General features: G+C 73.8%; 14 protein-coding genes. 3 read left to right on the top strand and 11 right to left on the bottom strand.

Annotated elements, in window-relative coordinates; translation table 11 throughout:
* Positions 1 to 163: 163 nt before the first annotated feature.
* Together HS048_RS24260 and HS048_RS24265 are read right to left on the bottom strand one after the other, a co-directional pair.
* Positions 164 to 1,156: a hypothetical protein gene (locus tag HS048_RS24260; RefSeq protein ID WP_084008600.1), complete on the bottom strand. Its 993-nt coding sequence runs from the start codon at positions 1,154 to 1,156 to the stop codon at positions 164 to 166.
* A gap of 40 nt (positions 1,157 to 1,196) precedes the next feature.
* On the bottom strand, positions 1,197 to 2,165 hold the full coding sequence (locus tag HS048_RS24265; protein WP_068899255.1) for an LD-carboxypeptidase: 969 nt from the start codon (positions 2,163 to 2,165) through the stop codon (positions 1,197 to 1,199).
* Between the two features lie 30 nt (positions 2,166 to 2,195).
* Between HS048_RS24265 and HS048_RS24270 the strand changes: the two genes are divergently transcribed.
* On the top strand, positions 2,196 to 3,077 hold the full coding sequence (locus HS048_RS24270) for a sulfotransferase (RefSeq protein WP_196468772.1): 882 nt from the start codon (positions 2,196 to 2,198) through the stop codon (positions 3,075 to 3,077).
* 109 nt (positions 3,078 to 3,186) lie between these two features.
* Here HS048_RS24270 and HS048_RS24275 read toward each other — a convergent pair whose 3' ends face one another.
* The 7 genes from HS048_RS24275 to HS048_RS24305 all read right to left on the bottom strand — a co-directional run bounded on the left by HS048_RS24275 (position 3,187) and on the right by HS048_RS24305 (position 11,181).
* Complete coding sequence (locus HS048_RS24275; protein ID WP_068899252.1) at positions 3,187 to 5,064, bottom strand: ABC transporter ATP-binding protein; 1,878 nt, start codon at positions 5,062 to 5,064, stop codon at positions 3,187 to 3,189.
* Between the two features lie 87 nt (positions 5,065 to 5,151).
* Complete coding sequence (locus tag HS048_RS24280) at positions 5,152 to 5,955, bottom strand: enoyl-CoA hydratase/isomerase family protein (RefSeq protein ID WP_068899250.1); 804 nt, start codon at positions 5,953 to 5,955, stop codon at positions 5,152 to 5,154.
* A 130-nt stretch (positions 5,956 to 6,085) separates the two neighbouring features.
* Positions 6,086 to 6,301 (bottom strand): helix-turn-helix domain-containing protein, encoded by a 216-nt coding sequence (locus tag HS048_RS24285; RefSeq protein ID WP_068899248.1) that lies wholly within the window; start codon positions 6,299 to 6,301, stop codon positions 6,086 to 6,088.
* 114 nt (positions 6,302 to 6,415) lie between these two features.
* Entirely contained in the window at positions 6,416 to 8,014 is a 1,599-nt protein-coding gene (locus HS048_RS24290) for an ABC-F family ATP-binding cassette domain-containing protein (RefSeq protein WP_068899246.1), read from the bottom strand.
* Between the two features lie 357 nt (positions 8,015 to 8,371).
* Positions 8,372 to 9,028, bottom strand: coding sequence for an acVLRF1 family peptidyl-tRNA hydrolase (locus HS048_RS24295; protein ID WP_196468773.1), 657 nt, complete (start codon positions 9,026 to 9,028; stop codon positions 8,372 to 8,374).
* 126 nt (positions 9,029 to 9,154) lie between these two features.
* Positions 9,155 to 10,450, bottom strand: a complete 1,296-nt coding sequence (locus HS048_RS24300; RefSeq protein WP_307832620.1) for an EAL domain-containing protein — start codon at positions 10,448 to 10,450, stop codon at positions 9,155 to 9,157.
* Positions 10,451 to 10,695: 245 nt separating this feature from the next.
* Complete coding sequence (locus tag HS048_RS24305; RefSeq protein WP_068899243.1) at positions 10,696 to 11,181, bottom strand: DUF1772 domain-containing protein; 486 nt, start codon at positions 11,179 to 11,181, stop codon at positions 10,696 to 10,698.
* Between the two features lie 129 nt (positions 11,182 to 11,310).
* Here HS048_RS24305 and HS048_RS24310 point away from each other — a divergent pair, with 129 nt between their 5' ends.
* Positions 11,311 to 12,261, top strand: coding sequence for an AraC family transcriptional regulator (locus HS048_RS24310; RefSeq protein WP_068899241.1), 951 nt, complete (start codon positions 11,311 to 11,313; stop codon positions 12,259 to 12,261).
* Between the two features lie 131 nt (positions 12,262 to 12,392).
* Complete coding sequence (locus tag HS048_RS24315) at positions 12,393 to 13,235, top strand: siderophore-interacting protein (RefSeq protein ID WP_196468774.1); 843 nt, start codon at positions 12,393 to 12,395, stop codon at positions 13,233 to 13,235.
* Positions 13,236 to 13,329: 94 nt separating this feature from the next.
* Here HS048_RS24315 and hisG read toward each other — a convergent pair whose 3' ends face one another.
* Complete coding sequence (gene hisG, locus HS048_RS24320; RefSeq protein WP_068899238.1) at positions 13,330 to 14,175, bottom strand: ATP phosphoribosyltransferase; 846 nt, start codon at positions 14,173 to 14,175, stop codon at positions 13,330 to 13,332.
* A 62-nt stretch (positions 14,176 to 14,237) separates the two neighbouring features.
* Positions 14,238 to 14,501, bottom strand: a complete 264-nt coding sequence (locus HS048_RS24325) for a phosphoribosyl-ATP diphosphatase (protein ID WP_012892448.1) — start codon at positions 14,499 to 14,501, stop codon at positions 14,238 to 14,240.
* Positions 14,502 to 14,568: the final 67 nt, after the last annotated feature.

The raw sequence follows: 14,568 nt of genomic DNA on the forward strand, positions 1-14,568 counted from the left end.
TGAGGATCATCGGGCCGAGCGCGGGACAGAAATCATCTTCCTATGGTTTGTCGTGGCCGCATGACGTTTGGTTTGCCGAAGGAGCGTACTGTTCGCACCGGTTTCACCGTCCGCCCCCCGGTGCGGCCCTCAGGTTCCCGCCACGACCGGCCCCGGGCCGTCCTCAGGCTCCGCCGGTCCCGCCGCCGGACCGCCCGGCCAGGGAGGCCAGGACGCGGGCGAACTCCTGCGGCGGAGCCACCACGAGCCGGGTCTGCCCGTCCTGGTTGACCAGGTCGGCCCTGATCAGGCTGAGACGGCCCCGGTGCCACCAGTGGACCTGCGGGCTCAGCGGATCGGCCGCGCGCTCGAACTCCCGCTGGGCGAACGTGCGCAGCCGCTCGATCGCACGCACCACGTCCAGGCCCTCCACCAGGTGGACGACCAGCGTCGCCGGGTCCGGCAGGACGACCAGCGCCCCGTCCGCGGGCACCGGGAAGTAGTCCTCCAGATGGCGCAGGTGGGTGGCGGCGCAGGCGGTCGAGCCGGTCAGCCGCCGGACGGCCACGCCGCCGAGGTCCTCCCGGGTCGCCGAGAGGCGCTCGTCCTTGCGGGTGTTGTCGGCGGCCAGCTCCAGCGCCTGGGCGGGGGTGATCGGCCAGCAGCCGACCTCCTCCGGGCGGACCGGCCGGCCCTCGCGCCCGTATCCGATCGTGAGCACCTCGACCAGGTCCGCGGTGAGGTGGCGGCCGACCACGCGGGCCGGGCCCAGGTCGTCGTCGAGCCGGATCCGGGTGCGCAGCAGGGGACGGATCTGGGCGAGGTCGCAGGCGTCCAGCGGCTCGTCCAGCGTGGCCAGGGTGTGGGCCAGGTGCTCGGAGACCAGCGTCGGCCAGTCCTCACGCGAGTGGCGCCCGGCCTCGGCGCGCAGCCCCGCCAGCCGGACCGTGACGGTGTCCGGGCCGGGCGGCGCTTCGGACGGCGCCCCGGACGGCGTCCAGGACAGCGTCAGCGTGCCGCCGTCGGGGGCGAAGGAGCAGGTGTAGCCGAGGGAACCGGCGACCAGGCCGAGCAGGGAGTCGAGGTCGACATCCTCCACCGGGCGCGGCGGCGGCCCCGCCCGCCGGTCTGCCCGCCGGTCACGATGCCGCCGGAGCCGGAAGAGCCTCAGCCTCACGCGTGCGTCCCCTCTGCCGGGTTTCCTCTCTCTGGTCTCCTTAGAGTGCCCCGTCGGGATAGCGGATCGACCAGGTCAGGGAGCACGATTCAGCATCAATACCACCAAGTGCCCCCATAGGCACACTGAACTGCGGCGTTCCGTGGCCGACCGGGAGCCCGGCGACCACCGGCACTCCGAGCGCCCCGAGCCGCTCCTCCAGCACCGGCCAGGGGTCGCCGCAGCCCGTCCACGAGCCCAGCGCGAACCCCGCCGCCCCGTCCAGCGCCCCGGCTCCCAGCAACTGCGTGAGCATCCGGTCGATCCGGTAGGGAGCCTCCCCGACGTCCTCCAGCAGGACGATCCGCCCCTCCGCCCGCAGCCGGTACGGCGTGCCGCACAGCGCCGCCAGCAGTGACAGGTTCCCCCCGGTGATCGGGCCCGCGGCGCTCCCGGCGACGATCGCCCGGTCCCCGGCGACGGATCCGGCGACGGGCCCGATGGCGGACCCGGCGCCGCCGAACAGGGCGGCCGAGAGCCGCTCCAGGCTCCGGGGCTCGGGCCCGCCCGGATCGGCGAGCAGCGGGCAGGCGGGCATGGGGCCGAACCAGGAGACCAGGCCGAGCCGGACCTCCAGCGCCCGGTGCAGGGCGGTGACGTCGCTGGAGCCGACCAGGGTCTTCGGCCCCGCCGCCCGCATGGCCTCCCAGTCGAGCAGGTCCAGGATCCGCGTCGCGCCGTAACCGCCCCGCGCGCACAGCACCGCGGCGACCGCCGGATCGCACCAGGCCCGCTGGAGGTCGGCCGCCCGCGCCGCGTCGGACCCGGCCAGGTAGCCGTCGCGGTCGAGCACGTGGGCGCCCGTGACGACCTTCAGCCCCAGCCCGGCGAGCACGGCGGTGCCGCGGGCCAGCCGTACCGGGTCGACCGGCCCGGACGGGGCCACGACGGCCACCGTGTCGCCCGGACGCAGCGGGCGCGGGACGGCGGAACCCGTCCCGGCGTGCCTGGGCGTGGCCGGTTCGTTCACTCCGCAAACGGTGCCACACTGGGGTCAGACATGCGACCTCCGCCCCACATCCTCGTGGTCAACGGCATCAAGGTCCGTCGGCCGGTGTTCGTGCTCGCCGCCCCGCACTCCGGCGCGGACCTGCTGGGCCGCGCCCTCAAACGCTCGCCCGGCTTCCACGTCACGATGGGCCGGGCCGCCGTGACCCACGTCGTGCACGCCTTCGCCCGGCGGCCCTCCATCGCCCGCCGGGGCCTGGGCGCCATCCGCGTGCTCCGGGACGCCATGGCCGAGTCCTGGCAGATCCTCCCGGGAGCGTGCCGCGAGTGCCCGGACGTCTGCCGGGAGGCGGGCGGCGTGACCGGTACGGGCCCGTGCGCGACCGCCGGGGCGGTCGCCCGGTTCGGCGACGCCAGCCCCGACCTGCTCTACAGCGCCCCGGTGCTGCTCCAGGCCTTCCCCGACGCCAGGTTCGTCCAGCTGATCCGCGACGGCCGGGACGTGGCCGCCGACATGATGGCCGACCCGGCGGCCCTGTCGTGGTTCAAGCCGGTCCGGGTGAGCGACGACACCGAGTTCCCCAACCCCTTCCTCGGCGTCAAGTCCGCCGAGCACATCGACCGGTGGAAGGCGATGTCCACGGCGGGCAAGTGCGCGCTGCGCTGGCGCGGGGCCGTGCGCCTGGCCGCGGAGCTGCACCGCGAGCTCCCGCGCGAGCAGCTGCTGACCCTGCGCTACGAGGAGCTCGCGGCCTCGCCCACCGAGACGGTGGAGATCCTCTCCCGCTTCCTGGAGACCCGCGTCTCCAAGGTCGCCCTGTACGGCAGGAACGCCCCGAAGGTCGGCGCCTGGCGCACCCGCCTGCGCCGCGAGGACGTCGAGCTCGTGGAGAAGGTCGCCCGCGAGGAGCTCGCCCGCCTGGGCTACCGGTGACCGCCCGCCCCGCCGGCCGCCACCGTGACCGCGCGCTGAACCATGCGCATCGCGACCGGGCCCGCCACCGTGACCGCGCGCTGAACCGCGTGCGTCGCGGCCGGGCCCGTCACCGTGACTGCGCGCTGAACTGCGTGCGGTAGAGCTCGGCGTAGACGCCCCCGGCGGCCAGCAGGTCCTCGTGACGGCCCCGCTCGGCGACGCGGCCGTCGGCGATCACCAGGATCTGGTCGGCCTCCCGGATCGTGGACAGGCGGTGCGCGATGACCAGGGAGGTCCGCCCGGCCAGCGCGCTCTTCAGCGCCCGCTGCACGGCGGCCTCCGACTCGGAGTCCAGGTGCGCGGTGGCCTCGTCCAGGACGACCACCCGGGGCGCCTTGAGCAGCAGCCTGGCCAGCGCCAGGCGCTGCTTCTCCCCGCCGGACAGCCGGTAGCCCCGGTCGCCCACCACGGTCTCCAGCCCTTCGGGCAGGGACTCGACCAGCTCGGCGATCTGCGCGGCGCGCAGGGCCTCCCAGATCTCCTCGTCGGTCGCGCCGGGCCGGGCGTAGCGCAGGTTGGCCCCGATGGTGTCGTGGAACAGGTGTGCGTCCTGCATGACGACGCCGACGGTGTCGCGCAGGGACTCCAGGGTGGCCTCGCGCACGTCGAGCCCGTTGACGCGGACCGCGCCCTCGCTCACGTCGTACAGCCGGGAGACCAGCGAGGTGATCGTCGTCTTGCCCGCGCCCGAGGGCCCGACCAGCGCGACCAGCTCGCCCGGGCGGGCGGTGAAGCCGATCCCGCGCAGCACCTCGCCGCTCTGCCCGGTGTCGGGGCGGGCCACCGACTCCAGCGACGCCAGCGACACCTCCGAGGCCGCCGGATAGTGGAAGCGCACGTCGTCGAACTCGACCGTCACCGGCCCGGCCGGGACGGGCCGCGCGCCGGGCCGCTCGGCCACCATCGGCTCCAGGTCGAGCACCTCGAAGACCCGGTCGAAGCTGACCAGCGCGGTCATCACGTCCACGTGCACGTTGGACAGGCTGGTCAGCGGGCCGTACAGGCGCATCAGCAGGGCGGTGAGCGCGACCAGGGTGCCGACCTGGAAGGCGCCGTCGACGGCCAGCACGCCGCCCACGCCGTACACCAGCGCGGTGGCCAGCGAGGCGACCAGGCCGAGGGCGACCCGGAAGACCGTCCCGTACATGCCGACGGTGACGCCCACGTCGCGCACCCGCCCGGCGCGGGCGGCGAAGGCGTCCGCCTCCTCGCCCGGCCGGCCGTACAGCTTGGCGACCATGGCGCCCGCCACGTTGAAGCGCTCGGTCATCATGGAGCTCATCTCGGCGTCGAGCTCCATCTGCTCGCGGGTGAGCCCCGACATCTTCCGCCCGACCCACTTGGCCGGGAGGACGAAGACCGGCAGCAGCACCAGTGCCACCAGGGTGATCTGCCAGGACAGCACGACCATGGTGCCGAGCACCAGCACCAGCATGACCACGTTGGACACGACCGACGACAGCGTGCTGGTCAGCGCCCGCTGCGCGCCGATCACGTCGGTGTTCAGCCGGGAGACCAGGGCGCCGGTCTGCGTCCGCATGAAGAACGCGACCGGCATGCGCTGCACGTGGTCGAAGACCTCGGTGCGCAGGTTGTAGATCAGGCCCTCGCCGACGCGGGCGGAGAACCAGCGCTGGGCCAGCCCGAGGCCGGCGTCCAGCACCGCCAGTCCGGCGATGGCCAGCGCGAGCCCGACGACGAGCCCGGCGTCGCGCCCCTCGATGCCGTCGTCGATGATCGCCCGCATCAGCAGCGGGTTGACCACCACGATGACCGAACCGAGGACGACCAGGGCGAGGAAGGCGGCGATCTGCCGGGAGAACGGCCTCGAGTAGCGCACGATCCGCTTGACCGTGCCCGGCGCGAGCCGCTCCTTGGTCACCGAGCTGTCGCGCCGCAGCGAGCGCATCGCCTGGGGGCCGAAGCCCCCGCCCATCATCGCCATCTGGCCTCCTCTCCCGATCCGAGCGCCGGGAGAGGCGGGGTGATTCCCGGATCAGCTCCGGGCGAACACCGCATCCGACCTGCTCTCTCAGCCGAACAGGGCCTTGATGCGCGCCATCTGCTCCTGCCGCTCGGCCGCGCACTGCTCCTCCAGCGTGCGCCCCGAGGCGCCCTGGAGCAGCCGCTTGGTCGCCGTGGCGGCGTCGCGGTTCGTGGCCAGCAGCGCGGCCGCCAAGTCCCGTACGGCCTGCGTCAGGTCGCCGGGGGCGACGACCAGCTCGGCCAGGCCGATCCTGGCCGCCTCCTCGGCGCCCACGGTCCGGGCCGTGAGGCAGATCTCCACGGCCCGCGACAGGCCGACGAGGTCGACCAGCGGCTTGGTCCCGGTCAGGTCGGGGACCAGGCCGAGCGCGGGCTCCTTCATGCACAGCTTGGCGTCGTCGGCCAGGATCCGCAGGTCGCAGGCGAGCGCCAGCTGGAAGCCGGCGCCGACGGCGTGGCCCTGGACCGCCGCGATCGAGACGATGTCCGGCCGCCGCAGCCACATGAAGCCCTGCTGGGCCTGCGCGATCCGCTCGTCGAAGGCCTCGCCCCGGAGCGTGGCGGTGCTCGCGAACGATCCCTGCCCCGGAACCCCCTCCGGAGTGAACATCCGCAGGTCGATGCCCGCCGAGAAGGACGGCCCCTCACCTCGGACCACGACGACCCTCACCTGCTGCGGCAGGTCGTCACCGATTCGAGCCAGCGCCGACCAGGTGGCGAACGTCTGAGCGTTCCGCTTTTCCGGCCGCGCCAGCGTGATCGTCGCGATCTCGCCGTCCACCTCGAAGCGCAGTCCGACCTCCGCAAGAGAGATCTCCTCCGCACTCCCCCCGTGCACCACTTCCGCCATCGCTCGCTCTCCCCTGCGTTCGCCGTCTGTCACGCCCGAGCCTACCGACTCTTCTAGAATGAGGTTCGGCAGACCCGGGCGGACGGACGAGCTGAGGACGAGCGGCTGCGGTCGCGCGTTCCGAGGCGGCTCAGCGCTTGGTCTTGCCCCGGGTGGCGCCGCCGCGCCCGCGCAGAGTCACACCGGACTCGCTCAGGATGCGGTGGATGAACCCGTACGACCGGCCGGTCGAAGCGGCGAGCGCACGGATGCTCTCACCCGAGCTGTAGCGCTTCTTGAGATCGGCGGCCAGTTTTTCACGGTCGGCCCCGGTCACCCGGGTGCCCTTCTTGAGAGTCTCGGCCACGAGCTACCTCCTGTAGTGCCAGACTTCCGCAGCGTTACTCCGCCATGATCAGTCATTTCTGCGGGATCGGCTACCTACTCCCAGGGAAAAGATCCGTACCCGCTCAAATTGAGATCAGGCAAGTGCCACAAGATCGGAAAATTCGTCGCTCCACGCGTCTTCAACTCCGTCCGGCAGCAAGATCACCCTATCCGGTTGCAGAGCGTCCACAGCACCCTCATCGTGCGTTACGAGGACAATCGCCCCAGAATAGGACCTCAGGGCCGTGAGCACCTGCTCCCGGCTGGCCGGGTCGAGGTTGTTCGTGGGCTCGTCCAGGAGCAGGACGTTGGCCGCCGACAGCACCAGGGTGGCCAGGGCCAGCCGGGTCTTCTCACCGCCGGAGAGCACCCCGGCGGGCTTGTCCACGTCGTCGCCGGTGAACAGGAACGAGCCCAGGACCTTGCGCAGCTCGACGTCGGCCAGGTCGCCCGCGGCCGAGCGCATGTTCTCCAGCACCGTGCGCTCCGGGTCGATCGTCTCGTGCTCCTGGGCGTAGTAGCCCAGCTTGAGCCCGTGCCCCGGCCGGACCTCGCCGGTGTCGGGCTTCTCGATGCCGCCCAGGATGCGCAGCAGCGTGGTCTTGCCCGCGCCGTTCAGGCCCAGGATGACGACCCGGGAACCCCGGTCCACGGCCGCGTTGACGTCGGTGAAGACCTCCAGCGAGCCGTAGGACTTGGACAGGTCCGTCGCCGTGATCGGGGTGCGCCCGCAGGGGGCCGGCTGGGGGAAGCGCAGCTTGGCGACCTTGTCGCTGCGCCGCTCCACCTCCAGGCCGGACAGCAGCCGCTCGGCGCGGCGCTGCATGTCCTGCGCCGCCTTGGCCTTGGTCGCCTTGGCGCGCATCTTGTCGGCCTGCGACATCAGCGCCGAGGCCTGCTTCTCGGCGTTGGCGCGCTCGCGCCTGCGGCGCTTCTCGTCGGTCTCCCGCTGGGTCAGGTAGGCCTTCCAGCCGACGTTGTAGGTGTCGATCACCGCGCGGTTGGCGTCCAGGTGCAGGACCCGGTTTACCGTCGCTTCAAGGAGCGTCACGTCGTGGCTGATAATGATCAAACCACCTTGATGGGATCGCAAAAAGTCACGGAGCCACGCGATCGAATCCGCGTCGAGGTGGTTTGTGGGCTCGTCGAGCAGGAGAGTCTCCGCCCCGCTGAACAGGATCCGCGCCAGCTCCACGCGCCGGCGCTGACCGCCGGAGAGGGTCTCCAGCGGCTGGCCGAGCACCCGGTCGGGCAGCCCCAGGCTGGAGGCGATCGAGGCCGCCTCCGACTCCGCGGCGTATCCGCCCAGGACGTGCAGCCGGTCCTCCAGGCGTCCGTAGGCGCGCACCGCGCGGTCGCGGGTGCGCTCGTCGGCCGAGGACATGCCCAGCTCGGCCTCGCGCAGCTCGCGCAGGACCTCGTCCAGCCCACGCGCCGACAGGATGCGGTCGCGGGCGATCACCTGCAGGTCGCCGGTGCGGGGGTCCTGCGGCAGGTAGCCCACCGCGCCCGTGGTGGTGACCGTGCCCGACGCCGGCAGCGCCTCGCCCGCGAGCACCTTGGTCAGCGTCGTCTTCCCGGCGCCGTTGCGCCCGACGAGACCGATCTTGTCACCGGGGTTCACCCGGAACGACGCGCCCTCGATGAGCAGCCGGGCTCCGGCGCGGAGTTCGATGTCAGAAGCGATGATCATGTTTGGGGGAACACTCCCAGGCTGGGGGATACACGGGCTCACCATGGCGCTGTGGCCGAACCCGCCGCGCCCTGTGTCTCCCGGCTCTCGGCTCGGCCGTCCCGCCCCGTCGCGGGCGGCGTCAGTCGGGAGTGCGCATACGGATCAGTGTACGGCTCGCGCGCACCTGCGCCCGCCCTGTTCCCGGCACCGCACCCGGTCCGCACCCGTCGCGGACGCCGTCCGGCTCCCGTCCGGTTCCCGTCCCGGGGCCGCACCGAGACCACCCTGGCCCGCACCGAGAGCGCCCGAGGCCGGGCGGGGCCACAGGGCCGGCGGGGCCGGGCGGTCTCAGGCCGGCCGGATCGGTCAAGCGGGTCAGGCGGGGTCGACGACCCTGATCCTGACCGCGCGGAACTGGGCCGGGGTCGCGGTGAGCACCGCCAGGCGGGGGTCGGGGACCGTCAGGAAGGGTTCGGTCTCCAGCGCGAAGACCGGAGCGAGCCTGCGGTCGGCCCGCAGCGCGTCCACCGCCCGCCGGTCGCCGCCCAGGACGACCGCCTCCAGCCCGTCCGTGTGCGGGCCCAGGATCCGCAGCGCCACCTCTGCCGCCGCCTCGTGCGCCTGGTCCACCTGCTTCTCCCTGCGCCGGGCGAAGCGCCGCTGCGACCAGCCGCCCGCCGCGCTGCGGCCGTGCACCTGCCGCGAGCCGACCTTGGAGGAGACCAGCTCGTCCCCCTGGAAGATCCCGGCCGCGTGGCCGCCGAGCCGTACCAGCAGCACGCCCACCCTGCGCTCCCGGCGCACGTGGGTGGTCAGCCGGGCCAGCGGGCCGCCGCCGCCTGCCGTCAGCGGGGGGAAGGGCACCCGGCACTCGGCCACCGCCCCGTCGGCGGCCTCGATCCGGACGACCTCGTCGGAGGCGGCGGCCTCCAGGGGGCCGTGCCGGTCGGCGAAGCCGTCGATCCAGCGGCCGAGCCGCTCCGGCCCAACCGAGACCCAGCGGCCCCCGCCGGCGGCCGGTCGTGACGTCATGCCCGGGACCCTACCCGGACCGGGCCCGCGTCGGCCCGGGAGGGCGTGCGATCCCCGCCCGGCCCGGTCCGGGAGCACCGGCGGCGCCCGCTCCGGCGGCAGGACCGCCCGCCCCGGTCGGCCGGCTCAGGGCAGCCGCGTCCCGTGCGTCACCGGGGCCGTCCGAGGCCCCTGCGCACCGGGCGTCCCCTGCATGCCCGCGACCTGGCGGATCAGGTCCGAGACCCGCACGATGCCCATGCACCGGCCCACCTCGTCGGTGACCACCAGGTCGTCGTAGACCCGTTCGGCGTCGCGGCCCGCGACCTGCATGGCGGCGATCGCGGGGGTGGTCTTCGGGACCGCGCGGACGGGGTCGGCCAGGCGGGCGGCGGGCTTCCTGCCGTGCAGCGCGTGGCCGTACCGGCTGGCGATGGCGAGCAGGAAGCGGCTGCGGTCCAGGCTGCCCTTGGGGCGCTGGTACTCGTCGACCAGGATCACGCTGGTGATCGAGGGTTCGCCGCTGAAGGTCTCCACGGCCTCCTCCGCGGTCGCCTCGTAGGGGAGCGTCACCGCGGGCAGCAGGAACTCCTGGACCCTCGGGCCGAGCAGGAGCCAGGCCGGCTCCGGTTCGGCGACCGGCAGCGGCACGCGGACCCGGCCGGAGGGACCGGGCACCAGCAGCGGGCCCTGCGCCAGCCGCACCCCCCACCTGCGGACCGCGGCGAGCTGGGCCTCCTCCGCCACGCCCGGGGCCAGCACGTGGGCGCCCGCGTTCCGGGCCAGCTCCGCCAGCGACTCGGCCAGCGCCGTCCGGCGGGGGTCGCGCCCCACCCGCGCCATCAGCCCGGCCGAGAGCACCACCAGGTACGGCGAGGCGTCGGCCAGCAGGTCCGGCGGGACGTGCGCGGTGCCCAGGTCTCCCACCGCGATCAGGTAACCGATGGCGCGCAGTCCCTCCAGCCCGGCGAGCAGGGCCCGGCGGTCCCCCTCGGCGAAACCGCCCCGGAGCACGAGGATGATCTCCCGGGGCCGCCGCCCGGAGACCCGCAGTGCCTCGTGGAGCGGCGCCAGGGCGGCCGAACCGCTGACCACCGCCCGGGCGGGCATGGCGAGGACCAGGGGCAGCAGCGCCTCGCTCCGCGACACCTCCAGGACGGTCCTGGCCAGGACGACGACGTCCCCGTGGCCCGAGCCGCCCTCCCCCAGGTCACCGGCGGCGGCCTGGAGTGCGATGACGCCCCCGGTGTCGAGGTCGACGATCGGGGCGACACCCGGGACGCTCCCCGGAGCGGAACCCGACATGGGCCCCGGCATGGGACCCGGCGCGGCCCCCGGAACCGCCCCCGGGAAGGAGGCGGCGGCCGGTGCGGTGAACGACGCGGCCGGGGCGCCCGCGGGCGCCGCGGCGGCCGGCGGCAGGAGGTGCGTGTTGGTCGGCACGTATCGAGGATGACTCCCCCCTGACCGCCACATGAGCGATGCGCGGTGATGTTCACCGACATTTCGCCGTTCGTTGAGCGGCCGGTACGGCACGGCGCCCACCGCGCCGACCTTCCGATCACTCCTCTGCACGAAACATGATTTCACCTCAGGATACGGAGGAGAACGGCCGCATCACCGGAGGACCGGCACGGCGAGGGGCCGGGGACCGGCCGGTCCCCGCGCCCACCCTCCTGTACGGCCGGCTACACGGCCAGCGCCCAGGACAGCAGGGCCAGCGCGGCCGTGCAGACCAGCGCGCGGACCACGTTCCAGCGCACCCACGCCGCCTCGAACCGCCCGCGCACCGCCGCGAGGTCGGGGATGCGGCCGGGCTCCCCGGCCGCGTCGAGCGCGTCGTTGAGCGGGATGTTCATCCGGAACGTCACGACCAGCGCCGCGCCGTACGCCACGAAGGCCGCCGCGATCCACGGCAGCTCGGGGCGCCCCAGGTGGAGCAGGCCCGCCGCGGCGGTCAGCAGCGCGGCCCCGGCGAAGGCGGCGGCGAACCAGCCGTTGAGGATCGCCACGTTGATCCGCTGCATCGCCTCCACGAACGTCCGGTCGCCGGCGCGGCCCAGCCCCGGCATGACCGCCACCGCGAAGGCGTAGAACAGGCCCGCCATCAGCCCTGTCGACACCGTGGCCCCGATCAGGACCGCGACCCGCAACAACTGCGTGCTCTCCGTCATGCCTCCAGTCAACCGGCGTCCGGTGCACCGGGCCATGTGCGACGATCTCCGTTCCATGCGCGGCTGTCTAGAATCGGCGGCGCCGGGGATCCCGGCCGGGAGGCCGGAGTCCCACACCGGAGGTGATCGATGAGCGCGTTCGCGGACCTGCTGGACGGGCCGAGGGCCCGGGGGGCGTTCCTCCTCCGCAGCATCCTGGAGCCGCCCTGGTCGCTGCGGATCGAGGACCGGGCACCGCTCACCCTGGTCGCCGCGGTCCGCGGCGAGGCGTGGATCGTGCCCGGTGACGCCGGGGAGGCGCGGCTCCGCACCGGGGATGTCGCGGTGGTGCGCGGTCCCGATCCCTACACCGTCGCCGACGACCCGGCCACGCCGCCCCGGGCCGTCGTCCGCTCCGGGGGCTGCGCCACGACGCCGGAGGGCGAGGACCTGTGCGACGCGCTGGACCTGGGCGTGCGCACCTGGGGCGGCGCGGCGGACGGCTCCACGACGCTGCTCACCGGGACGTACCGGATGCGCAGCGAGGTCGACCGGCGGCTGCTGGCCACGTTGCCCCGGCTGCTCGTCCTCCCCGCGGACTCCTGGGACTCCCCGCTCGTCCCCCTGCTCCACGAGGAGATCGCCAGGGACGCGCCCGGCCAGGAGGCCGTGCTGGACCGCCTGCTGGACCTGCTGCTGGTCGCCGTCCTGCGCGCCTGGTTCTCCCGTCCCGGGGGCGAGGCCCCCGGCTGGTACCGGGCGCACGGCGACCCCGTCGTGGGCCCGGCGCTGCGCCTGCTCCACGAGCACCCGGCCCATCCCTGGACGGTGGCCGGGCTGGCCGCCAGGACGGGCGCCTCCCGCGCGGCGCTGGCCCGCCGCTTCACCGAGCTGGTGGGCGAGCCGCCCATGACGTACCTCACGAACCGGCGGCTCGCCCTCGCCGCCGACCTGCTGCGCGACCCGGGCGCGACGGTCGAGGCGGTGGCCGGGCAGGTCGGCTACGGCAGCCCCTTCGCGCTCAGCGCCGCCTTCAAGCGCGTGTACGGCGTCAGCCCCCGCGACCACCGCTCCGCGCTCTCCGCCCCCCTCCGGGACTGATCCGCGTCCCCGGCCTACTGCTTTACAACGTAGATTCACTGGTCGCCCGACCGGACCCGGAACGGCGGCTCCCGGCCTGCGCGTATGCTATTACTTAGGTATACCTAAGTTGATCACATCGGGAGCGGCTCATGGCAGAAGGCAGGCCCGTGCGCAGGGCAAGACGCGGCGAGGTGGTGCGCACCGAGCGGCTCACCCCGCACATGATCCGGGTGGTGCTCGGCGGCGAGGGCCTGCGCGACCTGCCCGTGGGCGAGTTCACCGACCACTACGTGAAGCTGCTGTTCGCTCCCCCCGGGGTGACGTACCCGCAGCCGCTCGACCTGGAGGCGGTCCGCCGCGACCTGCCCCGCGAGCAGCAGCCCACCACCCGGACCTACACGGTCCGGGCCTGGGACGCCGAGGCGGGCGAGCTCACCCTCGACTTCGTGCACCACGGCGACAGCGGCCTGGCCGGCCCGTGGGCGGCCCGGGCGCAGCCGGGCGAGGAGATCTGGTTCCTCGGCCCCGGCGGGGCCTACGCACCCTCCGCCGAGGCGGACTGGCACCTGCTTGCGGGCGACGAGAGCGCGCTGCCGGCCATCGCGGCCTCCCTGGAGCGCCTGCCCGCCGGGGCCCCGGCCCACGTCCTCGTCGAGGTGGCCGGCCCCGAGGAGGAGCAGCCGCTCGACTCCCCCGGCGAGGCGAAGATCGTCTGGCTGCACCGGGGCGGGGCGCCGATCGGCGAGCGCCTGGTCACCGCCGTCCGCGAGCTGGACTTCCCCGAGGGCGTCCTGCACGCCTTCGTCCACGGCGAGGCCGGGTTCGTCAAGGAGCTCCGCCGCCACCTGCGCACCGAGCGCGGCGTCCCGCTCTCGGCGCTGTCCATCTCCGGCTACTGGCGGATCGGCCGCGACGAGGACGGCTGGCAGTCCTCCAAGCGCGAGTGGAACCGGCAGATCGAGGAGGAGGAGGCCGCCTCCCTCGCCTCGTGACCCGCGGCGCCCCCGGCCGCCCGTCGCGACCGGGGCGTTCGGGCGGCGACGCGGCGCTCATCCCGGGAGGGGCGCCGCCGGCGGACGGGAGGCGTCAGAGGCGGCAGGCGTAGATGGCGGTGACCAGGATGGCCTTCGCACCGAGCTCCCAGAGCTGGTCCATCACCTGCTGGTGCCCCTTGCGCGGCACCATCGCGCGGACCGCGACCCAGCCCTCCCGGTGCAGCGGCGAGACGGTGGGCCCCTCCATGCCGGGGGTGAGCGCGATGGCCTCCTCGATCCGCTCGGCGCGGATGTCGTAGTCCATCATCACGTAGTCGCGGGCCACCAGCACGCCCTGCAGCCGGCGCACCAGCTGGTCGAGCCCCTGGCTCTCCACCGCGTCCGGGCGCTGGATCAGCACGGCCTCGGAGCGGGCGATCGGCTCGCCGAACACCTCCAGCCCGATGTTGCGCAGCGTGGTGCCGGTCTCCACGACGTCGGCGACGGCGTCGGCCACGCCCAGCCGGATCGCGGTCTCCACCGCGCCGTCCAGCTTGATCACCCTCGCCTCGACGCCCTGCTCGGTGAGGTAGCCCTCCAGCAGCCCGGCGTACGCGGTGGCGATCCGCCGGCCCTTCAGGTCGGCGACGGAGGCGAACTCGCCCGGGTTGGCCGCGAAGCGGAAGGTGGAGCGGCCGAAGCCGAGCGGCAGGATCTCCTCCACCCGCGCGCCCGAGTCGTGGAGCATGTCGCGGCCGGTGATCCCGGCGTCCAGGGTGCCCTCGCCGACGTAGACGGCGATGTCCTTGGGCCGCAGGAAGAACAGCTCGCAGGAGTTGTCGGGGTCGATGACCACGAGCTCCTTGCTGTCCTTGCGGACGCGGTATCCGGCCTCTTTGAGGATCGTCTGGGCGCCCTCGGCGAGGGCGCCCTTGTTGGGTACGGCGAGACGGAGCATGGCGGGAGGAGTCCTTCTTCTCGGGCGGGGAGGGCCTTCGCACGGGAGCCGGGCACGCCGGCTCAGAGATGCTTGTAGACCTCGTCCAGCCCGATCCCCTTGGCGATCATGAGGACCTGCACGTGGTAGAGGAGCTGGGAGATCTCCTCCGCGGCCCGCTCGTTCGACTCGTGCTCGGCCGCCATCCAGCTCTCGGCGGCCTCCTCCACGACCTTCTTGCCGATGGCATGGACTCCGGCGTCCAGCGCGGCCACGGTCCCCGACCCCTCGGGGCGGGTGCGCGCCTTGTCGGACAGCTCGGCGTACAGCTCTTCGAAGGTCTTCATCGTCTCTCTCGGCGTCGTCCGGATATGCGCACCCAGCCTAACGGCCCGGCCGACGTGACCGCGCGCC

Source organism: Planomonospora sp. ID91781 (assembly GCF_015711595.1).
GTDB lineage: Bacteria > Actinomycetota > Actinomycetes > Streptosporangiales > Streptosporangiaceae > Planomonospora > Planomonospora parontospora.

What these genes read in the sequence shown, in the direction of transcription:
- HS048_RS24325 (WP_012892448.1), bottom strand. Translation starts at nt 14,501, where the DNA reads ATGAAGACCTTCGAAGAGCTGTACGCCGAGCTGTCCGACAAGGCGCGC.
- HS048_RS24290 (WP_068899246.1), bottom strand. Translation starts at nt 8,014, where the DNA reads ATGATCATCGCTTCTGACATCGAACTCCGCGCCGGAGCCCGGCTGCTC.
- HS048_RS24305 (WP_068899243.1), bottom strand. Translation starts at nt 11,181, where the DNA reads ATGACGGAGAGCACGCAGTTGTTGCGGGTCGCGGTCCTGATCGGGGCC.
- hisG (WP_068899238.1), bottom strand. Translation starts at nt 14,175, where the DNA reads ATGCTCCGTCTCGCCGTACCCAACAAGGGCGCCCTCGCCGAGGGCGCC.
- HS048_RS24295 (WP_196468773.1), bottom strand. Translation starts at nt 9,028, where the DNA reads ATGACGTCACGACCGGCCGCCGGCGGGGGCCGCTGGGTCTCGGTTGGG.
- HS048_RS24270 (WP_196468772.1), top strand. Translation starts at nt 2,196, where the DNA reads ATGCGACCTCCGCCCCACATCCTCGTGGTCAACGGCATCAAGGTCCGT.
- HS048_RS24275 (WP_068899252.1), bottom strand. Translation starts at nt 5,064, where the DNA reads ATGGCGATGATGGGCGGGGGCTTCGGCCCCCAGGCGATGCGCTCGCTG.
- HS048_RS24315 (WP_196468774.1), top strand. Translation starts at nt 12,393, where the DNA reads ATGGCAGAAGGCAGGCCCGTGCGCAGGGCAAGACGCGGCGAGGTGGTG.
- HS048_RS24280 (WP_068899250.1), bottom strand. Translation starts at nt 5,955, where the DNA reads ATGGCGGAAGTGGTGCACGGGGGGAGTGCGGAGGAGATCTCTCTTGCG.
- HS048_RS24310 (WP_068899241.1), top strand. Translation starts at nt 11,311, where the DNA reads ATGAGCGCGTTCGCGGACCTGCTGGACGGGCCGAGGGCCCGGGGGGCG.